Source organism: Dyadobacter sp. CECT 9275 (assembly GCF_907164905.1).
Classification (GTDB): domain Bacteria; phylum Bacteroidota; class Bacteroidia; order Cytophagales; family Spirosomataceae; genus Dyadobacter; species Dyadobacter helix.
Window position 1 is genome coordinate 386,647 of sequence record NZ_CAJRAF010000002.1, and the last position, 17,662, is coordinate 404,308.

The following is a 17,662-nucleotide window of genomic DNA, read 5'->3' on the forward strand; positions in this document are numbered from 1 at the left end:
AACCCTGATACATGCAAAACCGAATACTCGTATTGTTTGCTCATCCTATCTATGAAAAATCAAGGATTCACCGCAAACTGGTCAGCCAGATTCCTGGCAATGTAACTTTTCGTGACCTGTACGAAATATACCCCGAATTCAATATTGACATAGAAGCAGAAAAACAGCTGCTGCTTGATCACGATATCATCATCTGGCAACATCCGATATACTGGTACAGTTGCCCGGCGATCCTCAAGCAGTGGATTGACCTGGTGCTGGAAGCCGGCTGGGCTTACGGCCCCGGTGGTGATGCACTTACCGGCAAGGCCGTATTTCAGGTGATTTCCGCCGGAGGGCCGTCGGTAGCCTATCAGCACGAAGGTTATAACCGCTATACAATCGGTGAATTCCTCGCACCCTTCGACCGCACGGTGGAATTGTGCAGGATGTTGTATCTGCCTCCTTTCGTGGTACATGGCACACACCGCCTGGCCAAAGACGACATTGGAGCACTGGCCCGGGATTATGGTTATCTGCTGGATTATATGAGCAATAACAAGCTTGATTATCGGGCCTTGGGGCAATATAAATATCTGAACGATTGGGTCACTGAAATAATAAATTCATGAGCAGCGGTTTTCTTGCACAAGCATTGGTTTATCTGTCGGCAGCGGTTCTCTGCGTGCCGATAGCCAAAAGAATAGGAATGAGTTCGGTGCTGGGTTATCTGATTTCAGGTATTGTCATCGGACCTTTCGTGCTGGGTTTTATCGGGCATGAGGGTGAAGGAATTATGCACGTAGCAGAATTCGGTGTGGTGATGATGCTCTTTCTCATTGGTCTTGAACTGGAGCCACAGGCCTTCTGGCAAATGCGCAAAGCCATCGCTGGTTTTGGGTTATCCCAGCTGCTGGGTACAACTGCATTGCTTTTTCTGCTATTCCTGTCCATGGGCTGGGGCTGGACCATGGCGGTTTCCATCGGCCTGGCACTGACTATGTCGTCCACAGCCATTGTTCTTCAGACGCTGAAAGAAAAAGGACTATCTAAAACACAGGCGGGAGAGGCATCTTTTTCTGTATTGTTGTTTCAGGATATTGCTGTTATTCCAATCCTCGCTATTTTACCCCTGCTGGCTACAACAGACATTGCCCCAGACGCTGCCCATCCTTCCCTGCTGGGTTCATTGCCTGCCTGGTTACAAACCATTATAGTCATTGGCGCGGTAGCATCCATTTATGGATTGGGAAGATACGTTGTCGTACCGCTGCTGCGGGTGATAGCCAAAACAGGTCTGCGTGAAATGTTCACAGCTTCCTCTCTCCTCCTCGTGGTTGCCGTAGCTTATCTGATGGAGATGGTAGGACTAAGCCCTGCGCTCGGCACATTTGTAGCCGGTGTGGTACTGGCAAACAGTGAATTCAGGCATGAGCTGGAAAGTGATATTGAACCCTTCAAAGGACTTTTGCTGGGCTTATTTTTTATGGGTGTGGGAGCATCTATCAATTTCCAGCTGCTAATGGACGCGCCTGCACAGATAGCAACCATGGTTTTCGCTGTGATCATCATCAAATTTGCGGTGCTGTTTGCCATTGGAAGAAAATTCAAACTGGCGAATGACCAGAATTTTATGTTTGCATTTGGCCTTAGTCAGGTAGGTGAATTTGCATTTGTGCTGCTGTCTTTCAGCGGGCTGCTTCAGATTATCGATGAAGAATGGCTTGGAAAGCTGACTGCCGTAACGGCCATCAGCATGATGACGACTCCCCTGCTTCTGTTGTTCAACGAAAAAGTGATTGAACCTCGTTTTGGTATCAAACAAAACCCGGATGAAAAACCTGCCGACACGATTGAAGAACAGCACAGTGTGATCATTGCCGGATTCGGACATTTCGGAAGTACCATCGGGCGACTGTTACGTGCAAATGGCATTGAAGCTACCATTCTTGATAACAATTCTGACCAGGTGGAACTGCTTCGCCGTATGGGTTTCAAGGTATACTACGGAGATGCTACGCGGCTGGATCTGCTTAAATCGGCCGGAATTGAAACTGCAACGTTGTTAATCGCCGCCATTGACTCCCCTGAAACAAATAATGACCTGGCACATACCGTTCGAAAGCATTTTCCGCATATCAAAATATTCGCCCGGGCACGCAACCGCTTCGACGCCTATGAATTAATGGAAATGGGTGTTAAGAATATTTACCGGGAAACACTCTATACCGCTGTGCATCTGGCTGTTGAAGCCTTGAACGAAGTGGGATTCAGAAAACATACTGCCACGCGCCAGGGGCAAAAATTTATCCAGTACGATGAAAACGCCATGGCAAAATTGCTGGCTTCCAGGCACGATAAGCGTGAACACGCCATCAATGTACGCCACGAGATTGAGATACAGGAAAAACTTTTGCAGAATGACCTGGTTACGCAATTCTCAGTGGAAGACCATTCGTGGGATAGCAACTTCCTCCGTGAGGTATTATTCGGTAAAGACGCTAAAGTTGAGGATTAGTTTTTAGTCTTGAGTAGTAGGCAGTTCACAGTGGGCGGTAGGCAGCGTCGGTAGTATTGTGAGCCGTGGCACGGTTGTAACGGCTGGCACATGTGGGCCGGGTGAATCAGCCGTGCCACGGCTCTTGCTTGCAGGTATTCAGTTTTAAGTAAGCAGTTCACAGTGGGCAGTGGGCCTAATCCGTAGCGCTGTGAACTGAAAACTTTTAACTAAAGACTGGAAACTCCTATTCCACCACCAGCCAGGTGTAACTCTGTGCGGGAATTTCTGCTTGTACTGAAACCGTAAAATCACGATCTACTTTATAAACCTTGGGGCTTCCCGTCTTTTCCCTGATCGCTACCGAGGTATGTTTGCCTGTGTAATAGACCGGCAGTTTTATGGTACGGGTAATGTTTTGGTTCAAAGGATTGTAGAGCATTACCAGTCCTTTTTCCTTCAAAGCCGGATTAACATGCATGATACCGTCCCAGTCACGACCGTCTGCGCGGCGAAGGTGTAAGATATCAGAATTCAGGATATACCGGTACTGTTTATACCAGTTGATCACTTCTGTGACTTTCTGTTTCGTAACATCAGTATCATATAACCTCGGCCCACGGTAGCAGGCCTGGATACCGGCACCGTAATACTGCATCATCAATTGTTCGTAGGCGTCAAGGTGCTCGGAAAGAGGTTCCAGAATTGCCTCCGGCCCACCGCCCTGGTATTTTGTAAGCGGTACAAACCCCCAGACCATCGAAGGGAGTTCGTTCCACATGGCGTCATAAATATTTTGCCTGTTCAGGATTTTCTGCTGCTCCCTGGACAATGAAAAGTTAACTTCACGATATCCAAGGGCAATTTTATGGGTACCATCCAGAAAATACCAGTCGGGAGCATTTACATACACGCCGTTCTGGTTACACCATTGGTAAAGTCCTTTCTGTAGTTGCATCTGCCTCCATTGCGAATCGTGGAGCCCCGAATGACCCGGGTGCGTTGTGGAAGCGCAAACGTCTCCAGGGTACGGTCCGTCGTTTTCGAAAATATTAAATCCGGTAGCGGTCATAAATGTTTTGAGCGTTTCCAGGTAAGCAAGGCCCCACTTACTTCCCAGACAAGGCGCATTCCCGAACAACGCACCACCCGGTTTGCCTGTTTTCGGGTCGATCACATCATCTTCCGGGCTGATTTTCCTTGAACTGAATAAGGAATAACTGCCGATCTGTATGTTTTTGCTATGTGCATAATCCGCTAGTGCCTTCCATTTTTTGAGGTTATCCGGGCTGGTATCCTCCATGTTACAATGGCTGCCAAAACTAAGGATCAGCGCTTCATAACCCGTTGCCGCACACTGGTCCACAGCCGTTTTCACCTCTTCATCGTTTTTACTGACCAGGTGCATAAAAATAGGGTTGCTGGTAGTCCATGGTGCAATGGTACGGTACATTTTCCTGATGGCCAGCCCCTTGCGTTCACGGTCATAACTATCCTGTAGTAACTCGTATGTTCGGATAGATTCCAGCGTCTCACCCTTTTTTAAGGTAATGCCCATCTCCTTTTCAGGATAAATTTCAAGCAAACACGGTGTCTGATAATCATAATTGACCTGTGAAGTATAGGGTGGATCAACATTCCAGTGCGTCGTCTGATCGCTCAGATTATAGCGCATCGAATTATTAAAAGCATAATTGCTCTCGAGATACAAACCGTTGAGTTTGGCCATTTTCTGAGGACTTCCTACTACCGCACTTTCTTCCTCAACAACTGCAAGTACCTCATTGACAACCTGATCAATCAGAACAGTACCTTCTTTTCCATTTTCAATTGTTACCCATTTGCTGATCAGTGGTAAACCGTCGTAAAGGGAATAATGCACGGTGACGGATATACTTTTTAAAGCAGCCAGGCTCGAACTATACTTAAAACTGATCGTTTTTCCTTTTGCCTGTTCCTTATTTGCTGCCCACATCTTTGTTTTCCAGTTCAAATAAGGCTTGATTTCCGAGATACTGTAACCAGTATAATGGAAAGCACTGTCGGAAGTTATGAAGTTATCCAACCATTCCGGAACCAGATAAGCGTTCTCTTTTTGGCCATATAACCCGCCCACATTGTAATAAATACCATTTATTTTGATTTTAGCTTCCGGTTTTACAGCCCTTAGTAACTGCTGCCCATTAGACATATTTTTAAATTCGGTACAGACCAGATCCGGATTGAGCCGAAAAGTCCTCTTCACCAGCCCGTTGTACAGGATCAGATCTTTCCCATTATTGGCTTGATAAAAATTGGCCTTGGTAATAACAGGCTTTACGAGCCAGTCTGCCGGGGTTACTTTATCAAAATCACTTTGCCATACCGGCAGGTTTTGAGCAAAAACAGTTTGACAGTAAAAAAATGCGAACAGTAAACGAAATTTCATCAGCAGCTAAGATTTAGGAATACCCAAATTACCTGATAAAATCTGTATTTTAAAAGATTTTACAAACAAACCGATTTTTAGCTAATATTTTTAGGATATTGATTACCCTACGTTTAACGGTCGATTGTATTCTGATAGGTCAAGCAGATGATTCCAGATCACTCTTCGTCAGCAAAATCAATATAGGAAGCTTCTTCTGTTTTGGTTGAGTTGGCAACGGATTCATTAATCACGGCCATTTCAGCAGGGGTCAGTTCCCTCCATTTTCCAACCGGAAGATTTTCCAATGTAACATTCATGATCCTGACCCTCCTAAGTTTGGTGACGTTATATCCCAGATACTCACACATCCGCCGTATCTGACGGTTCAGGCCTTGAGTAAGAATAATCGTAAATACATAACTGCTTTCTTTCCTAACAAAACACTTTTTCGTGATGGTATCCAGGATAGGTATCCCCTCCGACATCCTTTTTACAAATAATTCATTTACAGGCTTATCTACGGTAACTACGTATTCCTTTTCATGATTATTTCCCGCTCTGAGGATCTTGTTTACTATATCTCCGTCGTTGGTCAGGAAAATCAGCCCTTCCGAAGGTTTGTCCAACCTTCCTATCGGAAAAATCCTTTCCCGATAATGGATGAAATCGATAATGTTCCCTTTGATGTGCCTTTCAGTGGTACAGGTAATACCCACAGGCTTGTTAAAGGCCAGATAAACAGCTGGTTTTTTGGCTTTCAGGGGTTTACCGTCAATTCTTACATCATCTTCGTCGGAGGCTTTGTCGCCCAGTACAGCCTTTCTTCCGTTCAGCATTACCCTGCCGGCTTCAACAAGTTTGTCCGCTTCCCTTCGCGAACAAAAACCCGTTTCGCTGATGAATTTATTGATCCTGATCAAAACGTATGAATAATAGGAAATTAAATATGTTACAATATTAATTGGCTTTTGATAAATAAACCCTCTTTTTCATTCAGATTATTAAACTGACAAAAATACGGGAGCCATATTCGGCCAAACCATCGGTTACAATGTCACAAATAATTCGGTGACTTCCCAGTCAAGAAATAGTAAATCCGGCGTTTTCCGGGCTTCTTAAACCGGAACACAAATTCAGGCGCGAAGTGCTTAAACCTGATCAAACACTACCTTTTTCACTTAATCTTATTTTATGCAGTTACGTAGATATCTGTTAGCATTAGTATGCTCACTTTCATTGCTTTCCCTTTATGCACAGCCAGTCCGCAGGCCGGTTGATGTATTTGTTGGCCCCGATAAAGAGGACTGGACCTACAAAACCGGTGACAAGGTAAAATTCACCATTGCGGTCTACAGGTATGGCAATCTGGTGAAGAATGTTCCGGTAAGGTATGAGATCGGACTGGAAAAACTGGATCCTACCATTAAGGAAACCAAAACCGCGGCAGACGGAAAACTTACCGTTGAAGGAGGCACCCTAAAAACGCCTGGTTTTCTGCGCTGTATAGCTTACGCAACTGTTGACGGCGTGGAATACCGTGGACTGGCAACGGCTGGTTTTGAGCCGGAGAAAATTCAGCCTACCGTAAACAATCCTTCTGATTTTGACACCTTCTGGAATACGGCCAAAACCGAGCTTGCAGCTATACCGATGGATGCAAAAATGACACTGCTGCCCGAACGCTGCACTGAAAAGGTAAATGTGTATCATCTTAATTTACAGAACTTTAAAATAGGTGCCCGCTTATACGGTATCCTGTGTGTACCCAAAAAAGAAGGTAAATATCCGGCGCTGTTGCGGGTACCTGGCGCTGGTGTGAGAGGTTATTATGGCGATGTGGCCACGGCGGAGAAAGGCATCATTACGCTGGAAATCGGGATACATGGTATTCCCGTAACCATGGAACCCTCGGTTTATACTGACTTGGGTATGGGGGTACTAAACGGATACAATGCGTTCAATCTGGACAATAAGGACAGGTTTATCTACAAAAGAGTATACCTGGGTTGTGTCCGCGCCAACGATTTTCTGGTAAGCATGCCTCAGTTCGACGGACAGAACCTGGCAGTTACCGGCGGAAGCCAGGGTGGTGCCTTGTCCATCGTTACGGCTGGTCTGGATCCCCGTGTAAAATGGCTGGGGGCCTTTTATCCCGCACTGAGTGATGTAACGGGTTATCTGCACGGGAGAGCAGGCGGATGGCCGCATTACTTTGACAAAACAAATATCGCCGCTAACAATTACAAGGAAAAACTGGCAACCGTGGGTTATTATGACGTCGTGAACTTTGCCAGGCGTGTAAAGGTACCAGGATATTACATGTGGGGTTTCAACGATGAAACCTGCCCTCCTACGTCCATGTATGCTTCCTATAATGTAATTACAGCTCCAAAGGACCTGAAACTCTACCAGGATACCGGACACTGGACCTATGCCGAAGAAAGAGAAATGATGAATGCCTGGCTGCTGGGAAAGCTGGGAAAATAATGGCAGATCCGCAACCAGCACAACCCTTTGCCTGTTGTGCTGGTTGCCTTTTAACCACCTAATTTATTTTTTATGAACAGAAGACGTTTTCTGGAAACCTCCGCTCTTGCAGGCGCTTCGTTTTCAGCACTTCCTTTACTTTCCGCCATTAGCAGGGCCGCTCCTTACCGCACAGCCCTGGTGGGTGCAGGCTGGTGGGGTACCAACATCTTGCGGTGCGCCCTGCAGGCAGGAGAATCCAAACTCGTTGCACTTTGTGACGTGGACGACAACCAGATCAGCAAATGTTTGGCAGAAGTCTCCAAACTTACTTCAGACAAACCCAAAGTTTATCGCGATTACCGCGAAATGCTTCTAAAGGAAAAGCCCGAGATCGTCATTGTGGCCACGCCGGATCATTGGCATCCGCTCTGTTGCATAGCGGCTGTGGAAGCCGGAGCGCATGTGTATGTTGAGAAACCAATTTCGCATACCATACAGGAAGGACGTGCCATGGTGAATGCTACCCGAAAGCATGGGAAAATAGTGCAGGTAGGAACGCACAGGCGTGTTTCCCCTCACAATGTCTCCGGTATGGAGTTTCTAAAATCGGGAAAGGCAGGAAAAATAGGGATGGCAAGAGCTTTTGTCCACTACGGCGGAGGCCCTGGGCAAAAAACTCCGGACGAAGAAGTTCCCAAAGGCATTGACTGGGATATGTACTGCGGCCCTGCCCCTTTGGTACCCTATAACAAAACGATCCACCCAAGAGGGTTCAGAGGTTATCTTGACTTTGCCAACGGCACGCTGGGCGACTGGGGTATCCATTGGCTGGATCAGGTACTGTGGTGGTCAGAACAGAAATACCCCAAAAAAGTTTACTCCACCGGGGGCAGGGCCATCCGGCAGGATAATACCAATGCACCAGATCACCAGGTGGCCGTTTACGATTTTGACGGGTTTACACTGGAATGGGAGCACCGGAATTTTGCAGCCAATAATGCCGAAAAAACGCATCCTCAGCAGGCCGTAGGGGTATATTTTTACGGAACAGAAGGTACCTTCCACATGGGATGGCTGGACGGTTGGACATTTTATCCGGCTAATCCCAACAAGCCCATTATTCATCAGGACGCACAGCTTAACAAGCCGGATGATCAGAATATCCAGCAGCTGTGGGCCAACTTTCTTGAATCCATAAAGACCAACAAGCCCCCGATCTGTGAGATTGAAGTAGGCCAGAAGTCAACAAACGTTGCATTGCTGGGCATGCTTTCCTACAAGCTTGGGAGAAGTATTGTATGGGATGGAGAAAAAGAACTTGTCGTTGGAGACGACGATGCCAATAAACTGCTGAAGCGGGATTATCGGGGAGAATGGCAGTATCCTAAAATAGGATAACGGCTATGCAGATCAAAACAAAAGTCAGGAAAAAGCCCGTCACCATGAGCAATTTCCTGACTTTTCTATTAGTCTATTTTTACAACTTCTGCAGGAATGTTATACTGATCCACCAATTCCTTGGTAAACCTCACATGCCCTTTCGGCGCCAGAAGATATAATTTAGCCCCTTTCATACCCGCCAACTCACTGAGAAGCTTCCACTTTGATATACTTCCCCGCAGTTGGTCCGTCTTTACCGAAACTTCAAGATAGTGCCGGTTAAACATATTTACTCCCGTAATATCAGGCGTAAATTTGGTATTATCCGCAGATCTCGCGTACGACTTTGGCGTTTCGTACCCTTCCATATTGGCCTGAATCTCCTTGAAGCCATGTGCCTGTGCCCACTTTACCGCAAGTGGTATAAAACTTTCTTTTTCCATAAACATCAAAAAAAAACGATCCCCGTTCACCAGGAATGTTGGTATAGTACTAAAAGCTGATAAAAAAACGGAGGAAATTATAATTCAGCTCACGAGGAGCTGTATGGAGTGCTCGCCGATAATCGCCATAAAGTTACGGCTTTTTACCAAATCTACCAAATATAATCCCATCCACTAATCTTCCTGTTCATCTAAAAAGTTGCGGAATGCCCTGGTAAGCTCCTGGTGGGCCTTTACATTTTTTTGCTCAAGAGCCAAAGTGATTCCCTTTTTATAAATTTCTTCCGCAAGTGCAGTGTGGTGTTGTTCCGAATAAAAAGACGCAGCGTGATAATAAGTGGGCAGATATTCCGGAAAGTCCTTGAGTAAACGGGAAAAAAGCGCTTCACTCCTCGATAAGTCAAACTTCAAATACTCCAATGCCAGCGCATAAATATTAAACGGGTCACCAGGATCTTCCTCATAAAAGGTGAGCAGGTTTTCCAGAAGGTTGTTTTTCATAACAAAATTATTATGCTTGCATACCAATTATGTTTTTCTGTATATTGCAGTGCAAAGATATTCTCAGAAAAGTTAAATAATCTTCATCTAGGACAATGAAAATATTAGTTTGTATTACCAGCGTGCCGGACACCACGGCCAAAATTACCTTTGCCGATCATAACACCAAACTTAATAAATCAGGAGTTCCTTTTATAATAGGTCCGTATGATGACTACGCTCTTGCCAGAGGCGTGGAGCTAAAAGAGCAGCTGGGCGGCAGCCTCACAGTGCTTCATGTGGGAGAAGCCGATGCCGATCCCCAGATCAGAAAAGCACTTGCCATTGGCGCGGATGATGCCATACGCGTCAATGCCGATCCGGTGGATTCGTATTTTACGGCCGCGCAAATCGCTCATATTGCCGCCCAAAATCAATATGACCTGATCCTGATGGGACGGGAATCAATTGATTTTAACAGTGGAGTTGTACACGGGCTGGTAGGAGAAATGCTGGGTATCCCCTCCTACTCACCGGTAATGAAACTGGATATTCAGGGAAATACGGCCTCCATTACCCGTGAAATTGACGGAGGGAAGGAAGTACTAACGGCACCGCTACCCCTCGTACTCGGTTGTCAGGAGCCCATCGCTGAATGGAAAATCGCCAATATGCGCGGTATCATGACGGCAAAATCCAAGCCTTTGAACGTGTTGGAGCCGGTTGACACTGAGCAAATGACACTTCCGGGCCAATACAGCCTTCCGGCACCCAAAGGGGCGTGTAAAATGATCCCTGCCTCGGAAGCAGAAACATTAATAAAACTTTTACAAACCGAAGCAAAAGTGCTTTAACTGATACCATTGGTCAGTTGTAGTATTGCTGTCACATTAAACAAACCAAAATGTCAGTACTCGTATTTATAGAAACGGATAATGGCGCTGTAAAGAAAACGTCACAGGAAGCCATAGCGTACGGCGCAGGTGTGGCCGAAAAGCTGGCTACCACTGTAACGGTACTGGCCCTGGGCCAGATCACACAGGATGCGCTGGAACAAACAGGTAATTTCGGAGCCAGCAAAGTGTTCCATGTCACCGATGAAAGGCTCAATCAGGAAAACGGTATGGCTTACGCCGATGCGCTGGTTCAAGCAGCACAAAAAGAAGGAAGCAAGGTAATTATCCTGTCAAAATCAGGACTTGGAGATGCCATGGCCGCACGTGCAGCCGCAAAGCTTAAAGCCGGAGTTGTGTCGGGTATTACTGAATTACCCGACATTGAGGGAGGATTTACTGTAAAAAGAAGTATTTACACCGGAAAAGCTTTTGCCACAACGGCTATTCAATCGGATATTAAAATTCTGGTGATCAGGAAAAATGCCGTTGAAGCAGTTGCTGGTAATCACATAGCCACAGTCGAAAACTTTGTACCTGAACTGAAAGATTCGGACTTCGCGGCAACCATTGAGAAAATAGATAAAATGGGCTCGGAGGTTTCTCTTACAGAAGCAGATATCATCGTTTCGGGAGGGCGGGGGATGAAAGGTGCAGAGCATTGGCAACCATTGCTGGACCTGGCCGAAGCGCTGGGTGCGGCCACAGGCTGTTCCAAACCGGTTTCTGATCTGGATTGGAGGCCGCATCACGAACACATCGGGCAAACCGGCATAAAAGTATCCCCCAACCTGTACATCGCCTGCGGCATATCCGGGGCCATACAACATCTGGCGGGTGTAAACGGCTCCAAGTGTATCGTGGTTATTAATAAAGATCCAGAAGCTCCGTTTTTCAAGGCGGCTGATTACGGAATTGTTGGAGATGTATTTGAAATATTACCCAAACTGACCGAAGCAGCAAAAAAACTCAAATAAAGGTAAAAGGCCGAATAGAATAACTTTTATTGTTTTCTTGGCTATCCTAATACTTAGTTATCAGTCCGTTACGCTTCTGTCAGCAGAATATGTAACCTTTAAATGCCAGGCAAACCCTTCCTCCATTTTTTTATGCAGGAAGGGTTATTTATTTTTGCATCTTTATTGCCTGGATCATTTGTTTGTTTGTATTGTAATTTTAAGCTGTTTTGTTTTTATTTAGCTGATAAACAGACTTATTAGAACGTAAACGGCCAGTGATCCTGAACCGGCCAAAAGCTGAACAGCAATTATCATCACAACTGTTAACATAAATCTTGCGTTAGCATATTAAGCACAAACGTGAAAAAAATAAAGCTAGAAATTCTTGGGCTCAGCCCCAGCCAGTCCCAGGCGGGTTCCTTTGCGTTGGTTCTAGGCGAAGAGCTTGGAAACCGCAGGCTGCCTATTATTATCGGTGTTTTTGAGGCACAGGCGATTGCTGTTCAAATCGAAAACATTGTTCCTAACCGGCCGATGACCCACGATCTGTTTAAGTCGTTTGCGGAAGGTATGAATTACACCCTCAAGGAAATTATTATCTCAGATTTAAAGGAAGGTATTTTCTATGCAAAAATTGTGTGCACCGACGGGCTCAGAGAAGTAGAAATTGACGCTCGCCCTTCCGATGCCATCGCGATTGGTTTACGTTTCGGAATACCTATCTACACTAACGAAGCGATTCTATCGGAAGCGGGGATCATTTCCAGTTCCGATACTGAGGAAGATGATGAAGACGACGATACCATTAAAGAAACCATAGAGCCAAAAGCAGGGAAAGATCAGCTCAGGGATGTTTCTTTTGATGAACTTCAGCGTTTGCTGGAAGATGCACTGGCAAGAGAGGATTATGAAAAAGCAGCCAAAATCAGAGATGAAATGGGCCGCAGAAACTGATACCAGCTTCGCTGAAAGTTAAAAATAGTTAAGGCTTTCCCATTCTGAAAACCCTGTAACCGATTAATTAGTACTTTTGCTCACATCGGTTCCGCTGTTAATCTACAATACCCGGAAACATCATTTGATATGCCTAAAAAAAAGAAGATCGGTAGTTACCCCAATGTGATGATCATAATGAGCCTGACGGCGGCATTATTTCTGATCGGATTTTGCGGTCTTCTGGTGATCCAGTCGAAAAAGCTGGTGTCAATAATTAAGCAAAATATTGAGGTGAGAGTATTCCTGAACAAAGAATTGTCCAAAGCAGGCCAGGACTCCGTCCTGAATATCATCAAACCTATGCCCTATGTGCTAAGCTCCACAGAGGTGGCTCCTATCACGTTTGTTTCCAAAGAAGAGGCGGCGAAAGAATTCATAGATGGTACCAAGGAAGATTTCACCACGTTTCTGGGCGAGAACCCTCTAAGAGACAGTTACCGGGTGAAAATTGGTGAAGACTTTTTCGAAGAAGCAAAATTGCAGCAGATCAAAAAAGATCTTGAAAAGATAAAAGGAGTTTATGAGGTGGTTTATCAGGAAGACCTTGCCGATAACATCAACCGGAATGTTACCAAAATTTACACCGTTCTGGCAAGTTTTGCGCTTATCATGCTGGTAATCATAGTATTACTCGTAAACAACACCATCAAACTGGCCATCTATTCCCAGCGCTTCCTGATCCGCAGTATGCAGCTGGTAGGCGCCACAAACGGTTTCATCCAGCGTCCGTATATCATGCGTGGTGCTGTTCAGGGGCTGATTGGCGGTGCCCTGGCGGGATGCTTGCTGATCGGGCTCCAGCAAATTGCGATCAGAAATGTGGAAGGTCTTGCCTCGCTTCAGGAATACGACAAGCTTATTGTCCTGGTGGGCGTGGTGCTCCTCCTAGGTATGGTCGTAGGGATAGCCAGTACTTACCAATCCTTGTCAAGGTACCTGCGTATGGCGCTTGATGACCTCTATTAGCAGTTCTCAGCACTTTCAAAAACTAAGAAACGATTAAAGTCAGAACATAATGAACAATTCAAAAAACAATCTACCGTTTGCTGCGACAAACTACACGACCATGCTGATTGGCCTTGCTGTAATTTTAGGCGGATTCCTGATCATGACCTTTGATTCAGAGGAGTTTGGATTTGGTATACTGGGGCTTACAATCGGGCCTGTTGTGACCGTTCTGGGCTTTATTATTGAGTTTTGGGCTATTCTACGCAAACCAACTGATTCATGAGTATTTGGCAGGCTATCATCTTAGCTATTATTGAAGGTATTACCGAATTCCTGCCTGTATCGTCAACAGGGCACATGATTATAGCATCATCCTTCATGGGGATCAGTCATCTGGAATTCACCAAAATGTTTACCGTTAATATTCAGTTTGGCGCTATCCTTTCTGTGATCATTCTCTACTGGAAACGTTTTTTTCAGAGTACCGATTTTTACTTCAAATTATTCGTTGCATTTCTTCCGGCGGCCGTTTTAGGCTTTCTGCTGAATGATATCATTGATTCGCTTCTTGAAAATGTTACTGTGGTGGCGATCTCTCTCCTGGTCGGGGGTATCATCCTGATCTTTATCGACCGCATTGCGAATGATGAGGACAGCAACAAAGAAATTTCGTACTTCGACGCGCTAAAAATCGGTTTCTTTCAATGTATTGCCATGATACCGGGTGTATCACGGTCGGCATCAACGATTATCGGCGGGATGCTGCAGGGGTTTTCCCGAAAGCAGGCTGCTGAGTTTTCATTCTTTCTGGCCGTCCCCACCATGGCCGCTGCCGGGGGGTATAAGCTTTTGAAAACCTACGACACCATCCAGGCTTCTGACATTAAGGTACTCCTCATTGGGAACCTTGTTGCCTTTGTGGTAGCTATGTTAGCCATTAAATTTTTCATCAGCTTTCTTACCAAATACGGTTTTAAGATATTCGGCTGGTACCGCATTATTTTGGGATTGATTCTGTTAGGACTTCTGGCATCGGGTTATAAACTTGATGTCATCTAAAGATTCCCGGCAGTTTTATCTTTACAAAGTTTCAGATTTTGAATAACGAAATTCCAATACCGGACGAAGGAGAGGTTATCCTGATTCACAAGCCACTGCGCTGGACTTCCTTTGATGTTGCCAATAAACTTAAGCGTGCCTGCAAGTTCAAAAAAATAGGCCATGCCGGTACCCTTGACCCGCTCGCCACAGGTTTACTGATCCTCTGTACGGGAAAGAAAACCAAGCAGATAGATACCTACCAGGCACAGGAAAAGGAGTATACAGGGACATTTGTACTGGGGAAAACCACACCCTCAGTTGACCTGGAAACGGATTTTGATGCCGAATACCCAACCAGCCACATCACAACGGAAGTTCTGGAAAAAGCCAGGCTAATGCTCACAGGGACTATCGAACAGATCCCCCCTATCTATTCGGCGGTACGTGTGGATGGCGAAAGACTTTATAAAAAAGCCCGGCGCGGAGAAACTGCCGAGATTAAAAAGCGTACGGTTACGGTTTCATTATTTGAAATAAACTCTTCTGAATTCCCCATCCTGTCTTTTCGAATCGTTTGTTCCAAGGGCACCTATATCCGCAGTATGGTTCGGGATTTTGGTGAGCTGGCCGGGAGCGGAGCGTATCTCAATTCGCTTTGCAGAACAAGAATAGGCTCTTTCCAGTTGAAAGATGCTTGCGAGCTGACTGAGTTTATTAATAAAAAAAGAATTGAGCTGAACCTACCTGTTGACTGATGCAAATATATCATAGCCTGGATTCCATTGAAAAATTAAAAAATGCTGTTGTCACCAGCGGCACTTTCGATGGTGTGCACATTGGGCATAAAAAGATTCTGACCCGCCTGAATGAAATCAGTGAGCAGTCGGGAGGAGAGTCCGTAGTACTTACGTTCTGGCCGCATCCGCGCATGGTGGTTTCAGACAGCAGCCAGGATTTGCAGCTTCTTTCTACGATTGAAGAAAAAATAACACTGTTTTCAGCACTAAATATCAAACACCTGGCGATTATCCCTTTTACCAGGTCCTTTTCCGAATTGTCGTCTCTGGAATTTATCCAAAAAATATTGGTTGAAAAAATCGGCACCAAAAAACTGGTGATTGGATATGACCACCGTTTTGGAAAAAACCGCGAGGGAAGTTTTGAATTTTTACAAAAAAATTGCGCACTCTTCGGTTTCGAAGTAGAAGAAATCTCCAGACAAGACATAGAAGCTACGGCGATAAGTTCCTCCCGTATCCGCAAGGCGCTGCTGGACGGGCACGTACAGGAAGCCAATGAGCTGTTGGGCCGCCCCTATTCCATCAGCGGAACAATCGTAAAGGGGAAACAGCTTGGACGAACCATTGGATTTCCCACAGCAAACCTGCTGGTTCAGGAAGCGCACAAGCTGATACCCGCCAATGGTGTTTATGTGATCAGTGCGGAATATCAGAATCATATTTATGCTGGTATGCTGAATATCGGCGTGAGACCCACCGTGGATGGCGTGAACCGTACCATTGAAGCCAATCTTTTTGAATTTGACAAAGAGATTTATGGTGAAGAGCTCACTGTAAATCTGCTGGCATACTTAAGGCCGGAGCAAAAATTCAGCGGTCTCGATGCACTCATGAAGCAGATTGAAGCAGATAAGCTCAGCGCGCTTAACTATTTCACCAATCACCCCCTGTCCGGTTAAATACAGGCTCATTTCTGCTTCTTTCAGCAACTACCGGTTTACGGATAGAAGTGATTAACTTTACTATCCGTTCAAGTATTTTGATATAGCCTATCCGAAGCCCGTAATATGAAAAATACGCTCCTGCTGGCAATACTGTTTTGTTTGCCCCAACTCAGCCATGCACAAACTCCTTCTAAAACACTGCTAAAAGGATGCACCCTCATAGACGGGACAGGCGCTTCTGCAAAACCTAACACTGATATATTATTGATAGGTGACAGAATCGCCGGCATTGGCAAAAACCTGGCTGCTCGTGGCGCGACTGTGGTGGATCTCCAAGGCAAAACCGTTATGCCTGCGCTCATTAGCGCCCATGTTCACGTGGGAACACTGAAGGGTACCGGCTCCAGTGCCGAAAACTATACCCGGGAAAATATCATCAATCAGTTGGTCCGATACCAGGATTACGGCATTACGCACGTCCTTGTAATGGGTACGGACAGACCTTTGATTTTCAATGGATTACGAGACTCTACCGTTGCCGGTCTCCTTCCCGGAGCCCGTCTTTATTCTGCCGGATACGGGTTTAATACACCGGATAAAAATCCCGGCTCATGGATGAATCTGTTGCTCAGACCCGAAAGCGCGGAAGAGGTACCAGCGCTCATTGACTCCGTAGCGAAGGTAAAACCTACCGTTTTAAAAATGTGGGTGGACGACCATGGCGGAAAGGCTCAGAAAATGAAAACCGAGGTTTATACCGCCATTATCAGCGAAGCGCACAAGAGAGGTATCCGCGTAGCAGCACATCTTTTTAATGTAGCCGATGCTGATGCCTTGGTGGATGCCGGCCTGGATATTATTGCACACAGCATTCGGGATGCAGTTGTCGGGCCAAGTTTACTGGCCAAATTAAAAGCCAAAGGAGTGATATATATTCCAACGTTGTCCCTGGACGAATATGCCGTAATTTATACCGAAAACCCGGAATGGATCAACGAACCCTTTTTCAAAGCATCTCTGGAACCGGGGGTATATGAAATGCTGACCAGTAAAAGCTACCAGGAATCTGTAAGGAATTCTCCGGATTTTAAAAGAAACAGCGAAGCTGCTCAAACGGCTCTGGTGAACCTGAAAAAAATACACGATGCTGGCATCACTGTGGCCCTTGGAACGGATTCGGGCGCGTTCGCTGTCAGGACCCAGGGTTTTACCGAACATCACGAACTGGAATTGATGGTCAGGGCAGGCCTGACACCGTTGCGGGCCCTCACGGCTGCTACACAAAACGCTGCCAAAGCTCTCAAGATTGAGCAGGACTATGGTACAATAGCCATTGGTAAAAAGGCAGATATAGTCATTCTTGGAAAAAACCCTGAGAACAATATCCGCAACACCCGCACCATAGAGGCTATCTGGAAAGACGGCAAGCCAGTGAGCAAGGGGCCATTGGCAAGATGATGGCATAGAGTCCGATATGTTCGAA

General features: G+C 45.8%; 17 protein-coding genes. 13 read left to right on the plus strand and 4 right to left on the minus strand.

The annotated features are described in order from the left end of the window. The first annotated feature begins 11 nt into the window (after positions 1–11). Together KOE27_RS09730 and KOE27_RS09735 are read left to right on the plus strand one after the other, a co-directional pair. Positions 12–611, plus strand: coding sequence for an NAD(P)H-dependent oxidoreductase (locus tag KOE27_RS09730; protein WP_215238700.1), 600 nt, complete (start codon positions 12–14; stop codon positions 609–611). Next, positions 608–2,497, plus strand: a complete 1,890-nt coding sequence (locus tag KOE27_RS09735; RefSeq protein WP_215238701.1) for a monovalent cation:proton antiporter-2 (CPA2) family protein — start codon at positions 608–610, stop codon at positions 2,495–2,497. Before KOE27_RS09730 ends, KOE27_RS09735 begins: the two co-directional genes overlap by 4 nt. 226 nt (positions 2,498–2,723) lie before the next feature. On the opposite strand, the gene KOE27_RS09740 is transcribed toward KOE27_RS09735, so the two are convergent. After that, on the minus strand, positions 2,724–4,904 hold the full coding sequence (locus tag KOE27_RS09740; RefSeq protein ID WP_215238702.1) for an alpha-galactosidase: 2,181 nt from the start codon (positions 4,902–4,904) through the stop codon (positions 2,724–2,726). 158 nt (positions 4,905–5,062) lie between these two features. After that, positions 5,063–5,806, minus strand: a complete 744-nt coding sequence (gene rluF, locus KOE27_RS09745; protein ID WP_215238703.1) for a 23S rRNA pseudouridine(2604) synthase RluF — start codon at positions 5,804–5,806, stop codon at positions 5,063–5,065. Positions 5,807–6,077: 271 nt separating this feature from the next. Here rluF and KOE27_RS09750 point away from each other — a divergent pair, with 271 nt between their 5' ends. Together KOE27_RS09750 and KOE27_RS09755 are read left to right on the plus strand one after the other, a co-directional pair. Next, a complete protein-coding gene (locus tag KOE27_RS09750) occupies positions 6,078–7,373 on the plus strand; it encodes an acetylxylan esterase (protein WP_215238704.1) in 1,296 nt (431 codons plus the stop codon). 72 nt (positions 7,374–7,445) lie between these two features. After that, positions 7,446–8,753, plus strand: coding sequence for a Gfo/Idh/MocA family protein (locus tag KOE27_RS09755; RefSeq protein WP_215238705.1), 1,308 nt, complete (start codon positions 7,446–7,448; stop codon positions 8,751–8,753). Positions 8,754–8,821: 68 nt separating this feature from the next. On the opposite strand, the gene KOE27_RS09760 is transcribed toward KOE27_RS09755, so the two are convergent. Both KOE27_RS09760 and KOE27_RS09765 read right to left on the minus strand, forming a co-directional pair. Continuing rightward, the gene (locus tag KOE27_RS09760) at positions 8,822–9,178 is read right to left on the minus strand and encodes a hypothetical protein (RefSeq protein ID WP_215238706.1); all 357 of its coding nucleotides are present in this window, start codon (positions 9,176–9,178) and stop codon (positions 8,822–8,824) included. A 174-nt stretch (positions 9,179–9,352) separates the two neighbouring features. Next, on the minus strand, positions 9,353–9,679 hold the full coding sequence (locus tag KOE27_RS09765; RefSeq protein ID WP_215238707.1) for a tetratricopeptide repeat protein: 327 nt from the start codon (positions 9,677–9,679) through the stop codon (positions 9,353–9,355). A 95-nt stretch (positions 9,680–9,774) separates the two neighbouring features. Here KOE27_RS09765 and KOE27_RS09770 point away from each other — a divergent pair, with 95 nt between their 5' ends. The 9 genes from KOE27_RS09770 to KOE27_RS09810 all read left to right on the plus strand — a co-directional run bounded on the left by KOE27_RS09770 (position 9,775) and on the right by KOE27_RS09810 (position 17,637). Beyond that, entirely contained in the window at positions 9,775–10,512 is a 738-nt protein-coding gene (locus KOE27_RS09770; protein WP_215238708.1) for an electron transfer flavoprotein subunit beta/FixA family protein, read from the plus strand. A 50-nt stretch (positions 10,513–10,562) separates the two neighbouring features. Continuing rightward, a complete protein-coding gene (locus KOE27_RS09775) occupies positions 10,563–11,528 on the plus strand; it encodes an electron transfer flavoprotein subunit alpha/FixB family protein (protein ID WP_215238709.1) in 966 nt (321 codons plus the stop codon). 342 nt (positions 11,529–11,870) lie between these two features. After that, on the plus strand, positions 11,871–12,464 hold the full coding sequence (locus KOE27_RS09780; RefSeq protein WP_215238710.1) for a bifunctional nuclease family protein: 594 nt from the start codon (positions 11,871–11,873) through the stop codon (positions 12,462–12,464). 129 nt (positions 12,465–12,593) lie between these two features. Further along, a complete protein-coding gene (locus tag KOE27_RS09785) occupies positions 12,594–13,472 on the plus strand; it encodes a cell division protein FtsX (RefSeq protein ID WP_215238711.1) in 879 nt (292 codons plus the stop codon). A 49-nt stretch (positions 13,473–13,521) separates the two neighbouring features. After that, the gene (locus tag KOE27_RS09790; protein WP_215238712.1) at positions 13,522–13,737 is read left to right on the plus strand and encodes a DUF3098 domain-containing protein; all 216 of its coding nucleotides are present in this window, start codon (positions 13,522–13,524) and stop codon (positions 13,735–13,737) included. Continuing rightward, entirely contained in the window at positions 13,734–14,513 is a 780-nt protein-coding gene (locus KOE27_RS09795; RefSeq protein ID WP_215238713.1) for an undecaprenyl-diphosphate phosphatase, read from the plus strand. Before KOE27_RS09790 ends, KOE27_RS09795 begins: the two co-directional genes overlap by 4 nt. 38 nt (positions 14,514–14,551) lie before the next feature. After that, the gene (gene truB / locus KOE27_RS09800) at positions 14,552–15,250 is read left to right on the plus strand and encodes a tRNA pseudouridine(55) synthase TruB (protein WP_229252723.1); all 699 of its coding nucleotides are present in this window, start codon (positions 14,552–14,554) and stop codon (positions 15,248–15,250) included. Next, positions 15,250–16,194 (plus strand): bifunctional riboflavin kinase/FAD synthetase, encoded by a 945-nt coding sequence (locus tag KOE27_RS09805; RefSeq protein WP_215238714.1) that lies wholly within the window; start codon positions 15,250–15,252, stop codon positions 16,192–16,194. Before truB ends, KOE27_RS09805 begins: the two co-directional genes overlap by 1 nt. A gap of 108 nt (positions 16,195–16,302) precedes the next feature. After that, positions 16,303–17,637: an amidohydrolase family protein gene (locus KOE27_RS09810; protein WP_215238715.1), complete on the plus strand. Its 1,335-nt coding sequence runs from the start codon at positions 16,303–16,305 to the stop codon at positions 17,635–17,637. Positions 17,638–17,662 lie beyond the last annotated feature (25 nt).

Excerpts from the sequence above, each read along its gene's own strand:
- KOE27_RS09810 (WP_215238715.1), top strand. The coding sequence starts at position 16,303 with ATGAAAAATACGCTCCTGCTGGCAATACTGTTTTGTTTGCCCCAACTC.
- KOE27_RS09805 (WP_215238714.1), top strand. The coding sequence starts at position 15,250 with ATGCAAATATATCATAGCCTGGATTCCATTGAAAAATTAAAAAATGCT.
- KOE27_RS09750 (WP_215238704.1), top strand. The coding sequence starts at position 6,078 with ATGCAGTTACGTAGATATCTGTTAGCATTAGTATGCTCACTTTCATTG.
- KOE27_RS09755 (WP_215238705.1), top strand. The coding sequence starts at position 7,446 with ATGAACAGAAGACGTTTTCTGGAAACCTCCGCTCTTGCAGGCGCTTCG.
- KOE27_RS09770 (WP_215238708.1), top strand. The coding sequence starts at position 9,775 with ATGAAAATATTAGTTTGTATTACCAGCGTGCCGGACACCACGGCCAAA.
- KOE27_RS09785 (WP_215238711.1), top strand. The coding sequence starts at position 12,594 with ATGCCTAAAAAAAAGAAGATCGGTAGTTACCCCAATGTGATGATCATA.
- KOE27_RS09765 (WP_215238707.1), bottom strand. The coding sequence starts at position 9,679 with ATGAAAAACAACCTTCTGGAAAACCTGCTCACCTTTTATGAGGAAGAT.
- KOE27_RS09730 (WP_215238700.1), top strand. The coding sequence starts at position 12 with ATGCAAAACCGAATACTCGTATTGTTTGCTCATCCTATCTATGAAAAA.
- KOE27_RS09795 (WP_215238713.1), top strand. The coding sequence starts at position 13,734 with ATGAGTATTTGGCAGGCTATCATCTTAGCTATTATTGAAGGTATTACC.
- KOE27_RS09735 (WP_215238701.1), top strand. The coding sequence starts at position 608 with ATGAGCAGCGGTTTTCTTGCACAAGCATTGGTTTATCTGTCGGCAGCG.
- KOE27_RS09775 (WP_215238709.1), top strand. The coding sequence starts at position 10,563 with ATGTCAGTACTCGTATTTATAGAAACGGATAATGGCGCTGTAAAGAAA.
- KOE27_RS09790 (WP_215238712.1), top strand. The coding sequence starts at position 13,522 with ATGAACAATTCAAAAAACAATCTACCGTTTGCTGCGACAAACTACACG.
- KOE27_RS09760 (WP_215238706.1), bottom strand. The coding sequence starts at position 9,178 with ATGGAAAAAGAAAGTTTTATACCACTTGCGGTAAAGTGGGCACAGGCA.
- KOE27_RS09740 (WP_215238702.1), bottom strand. The coding sequence starts at position 4,904 with ATGAAATTTCGTTTACTGTTCGCATTTTTTTACTGTCAAACTGTTTTT.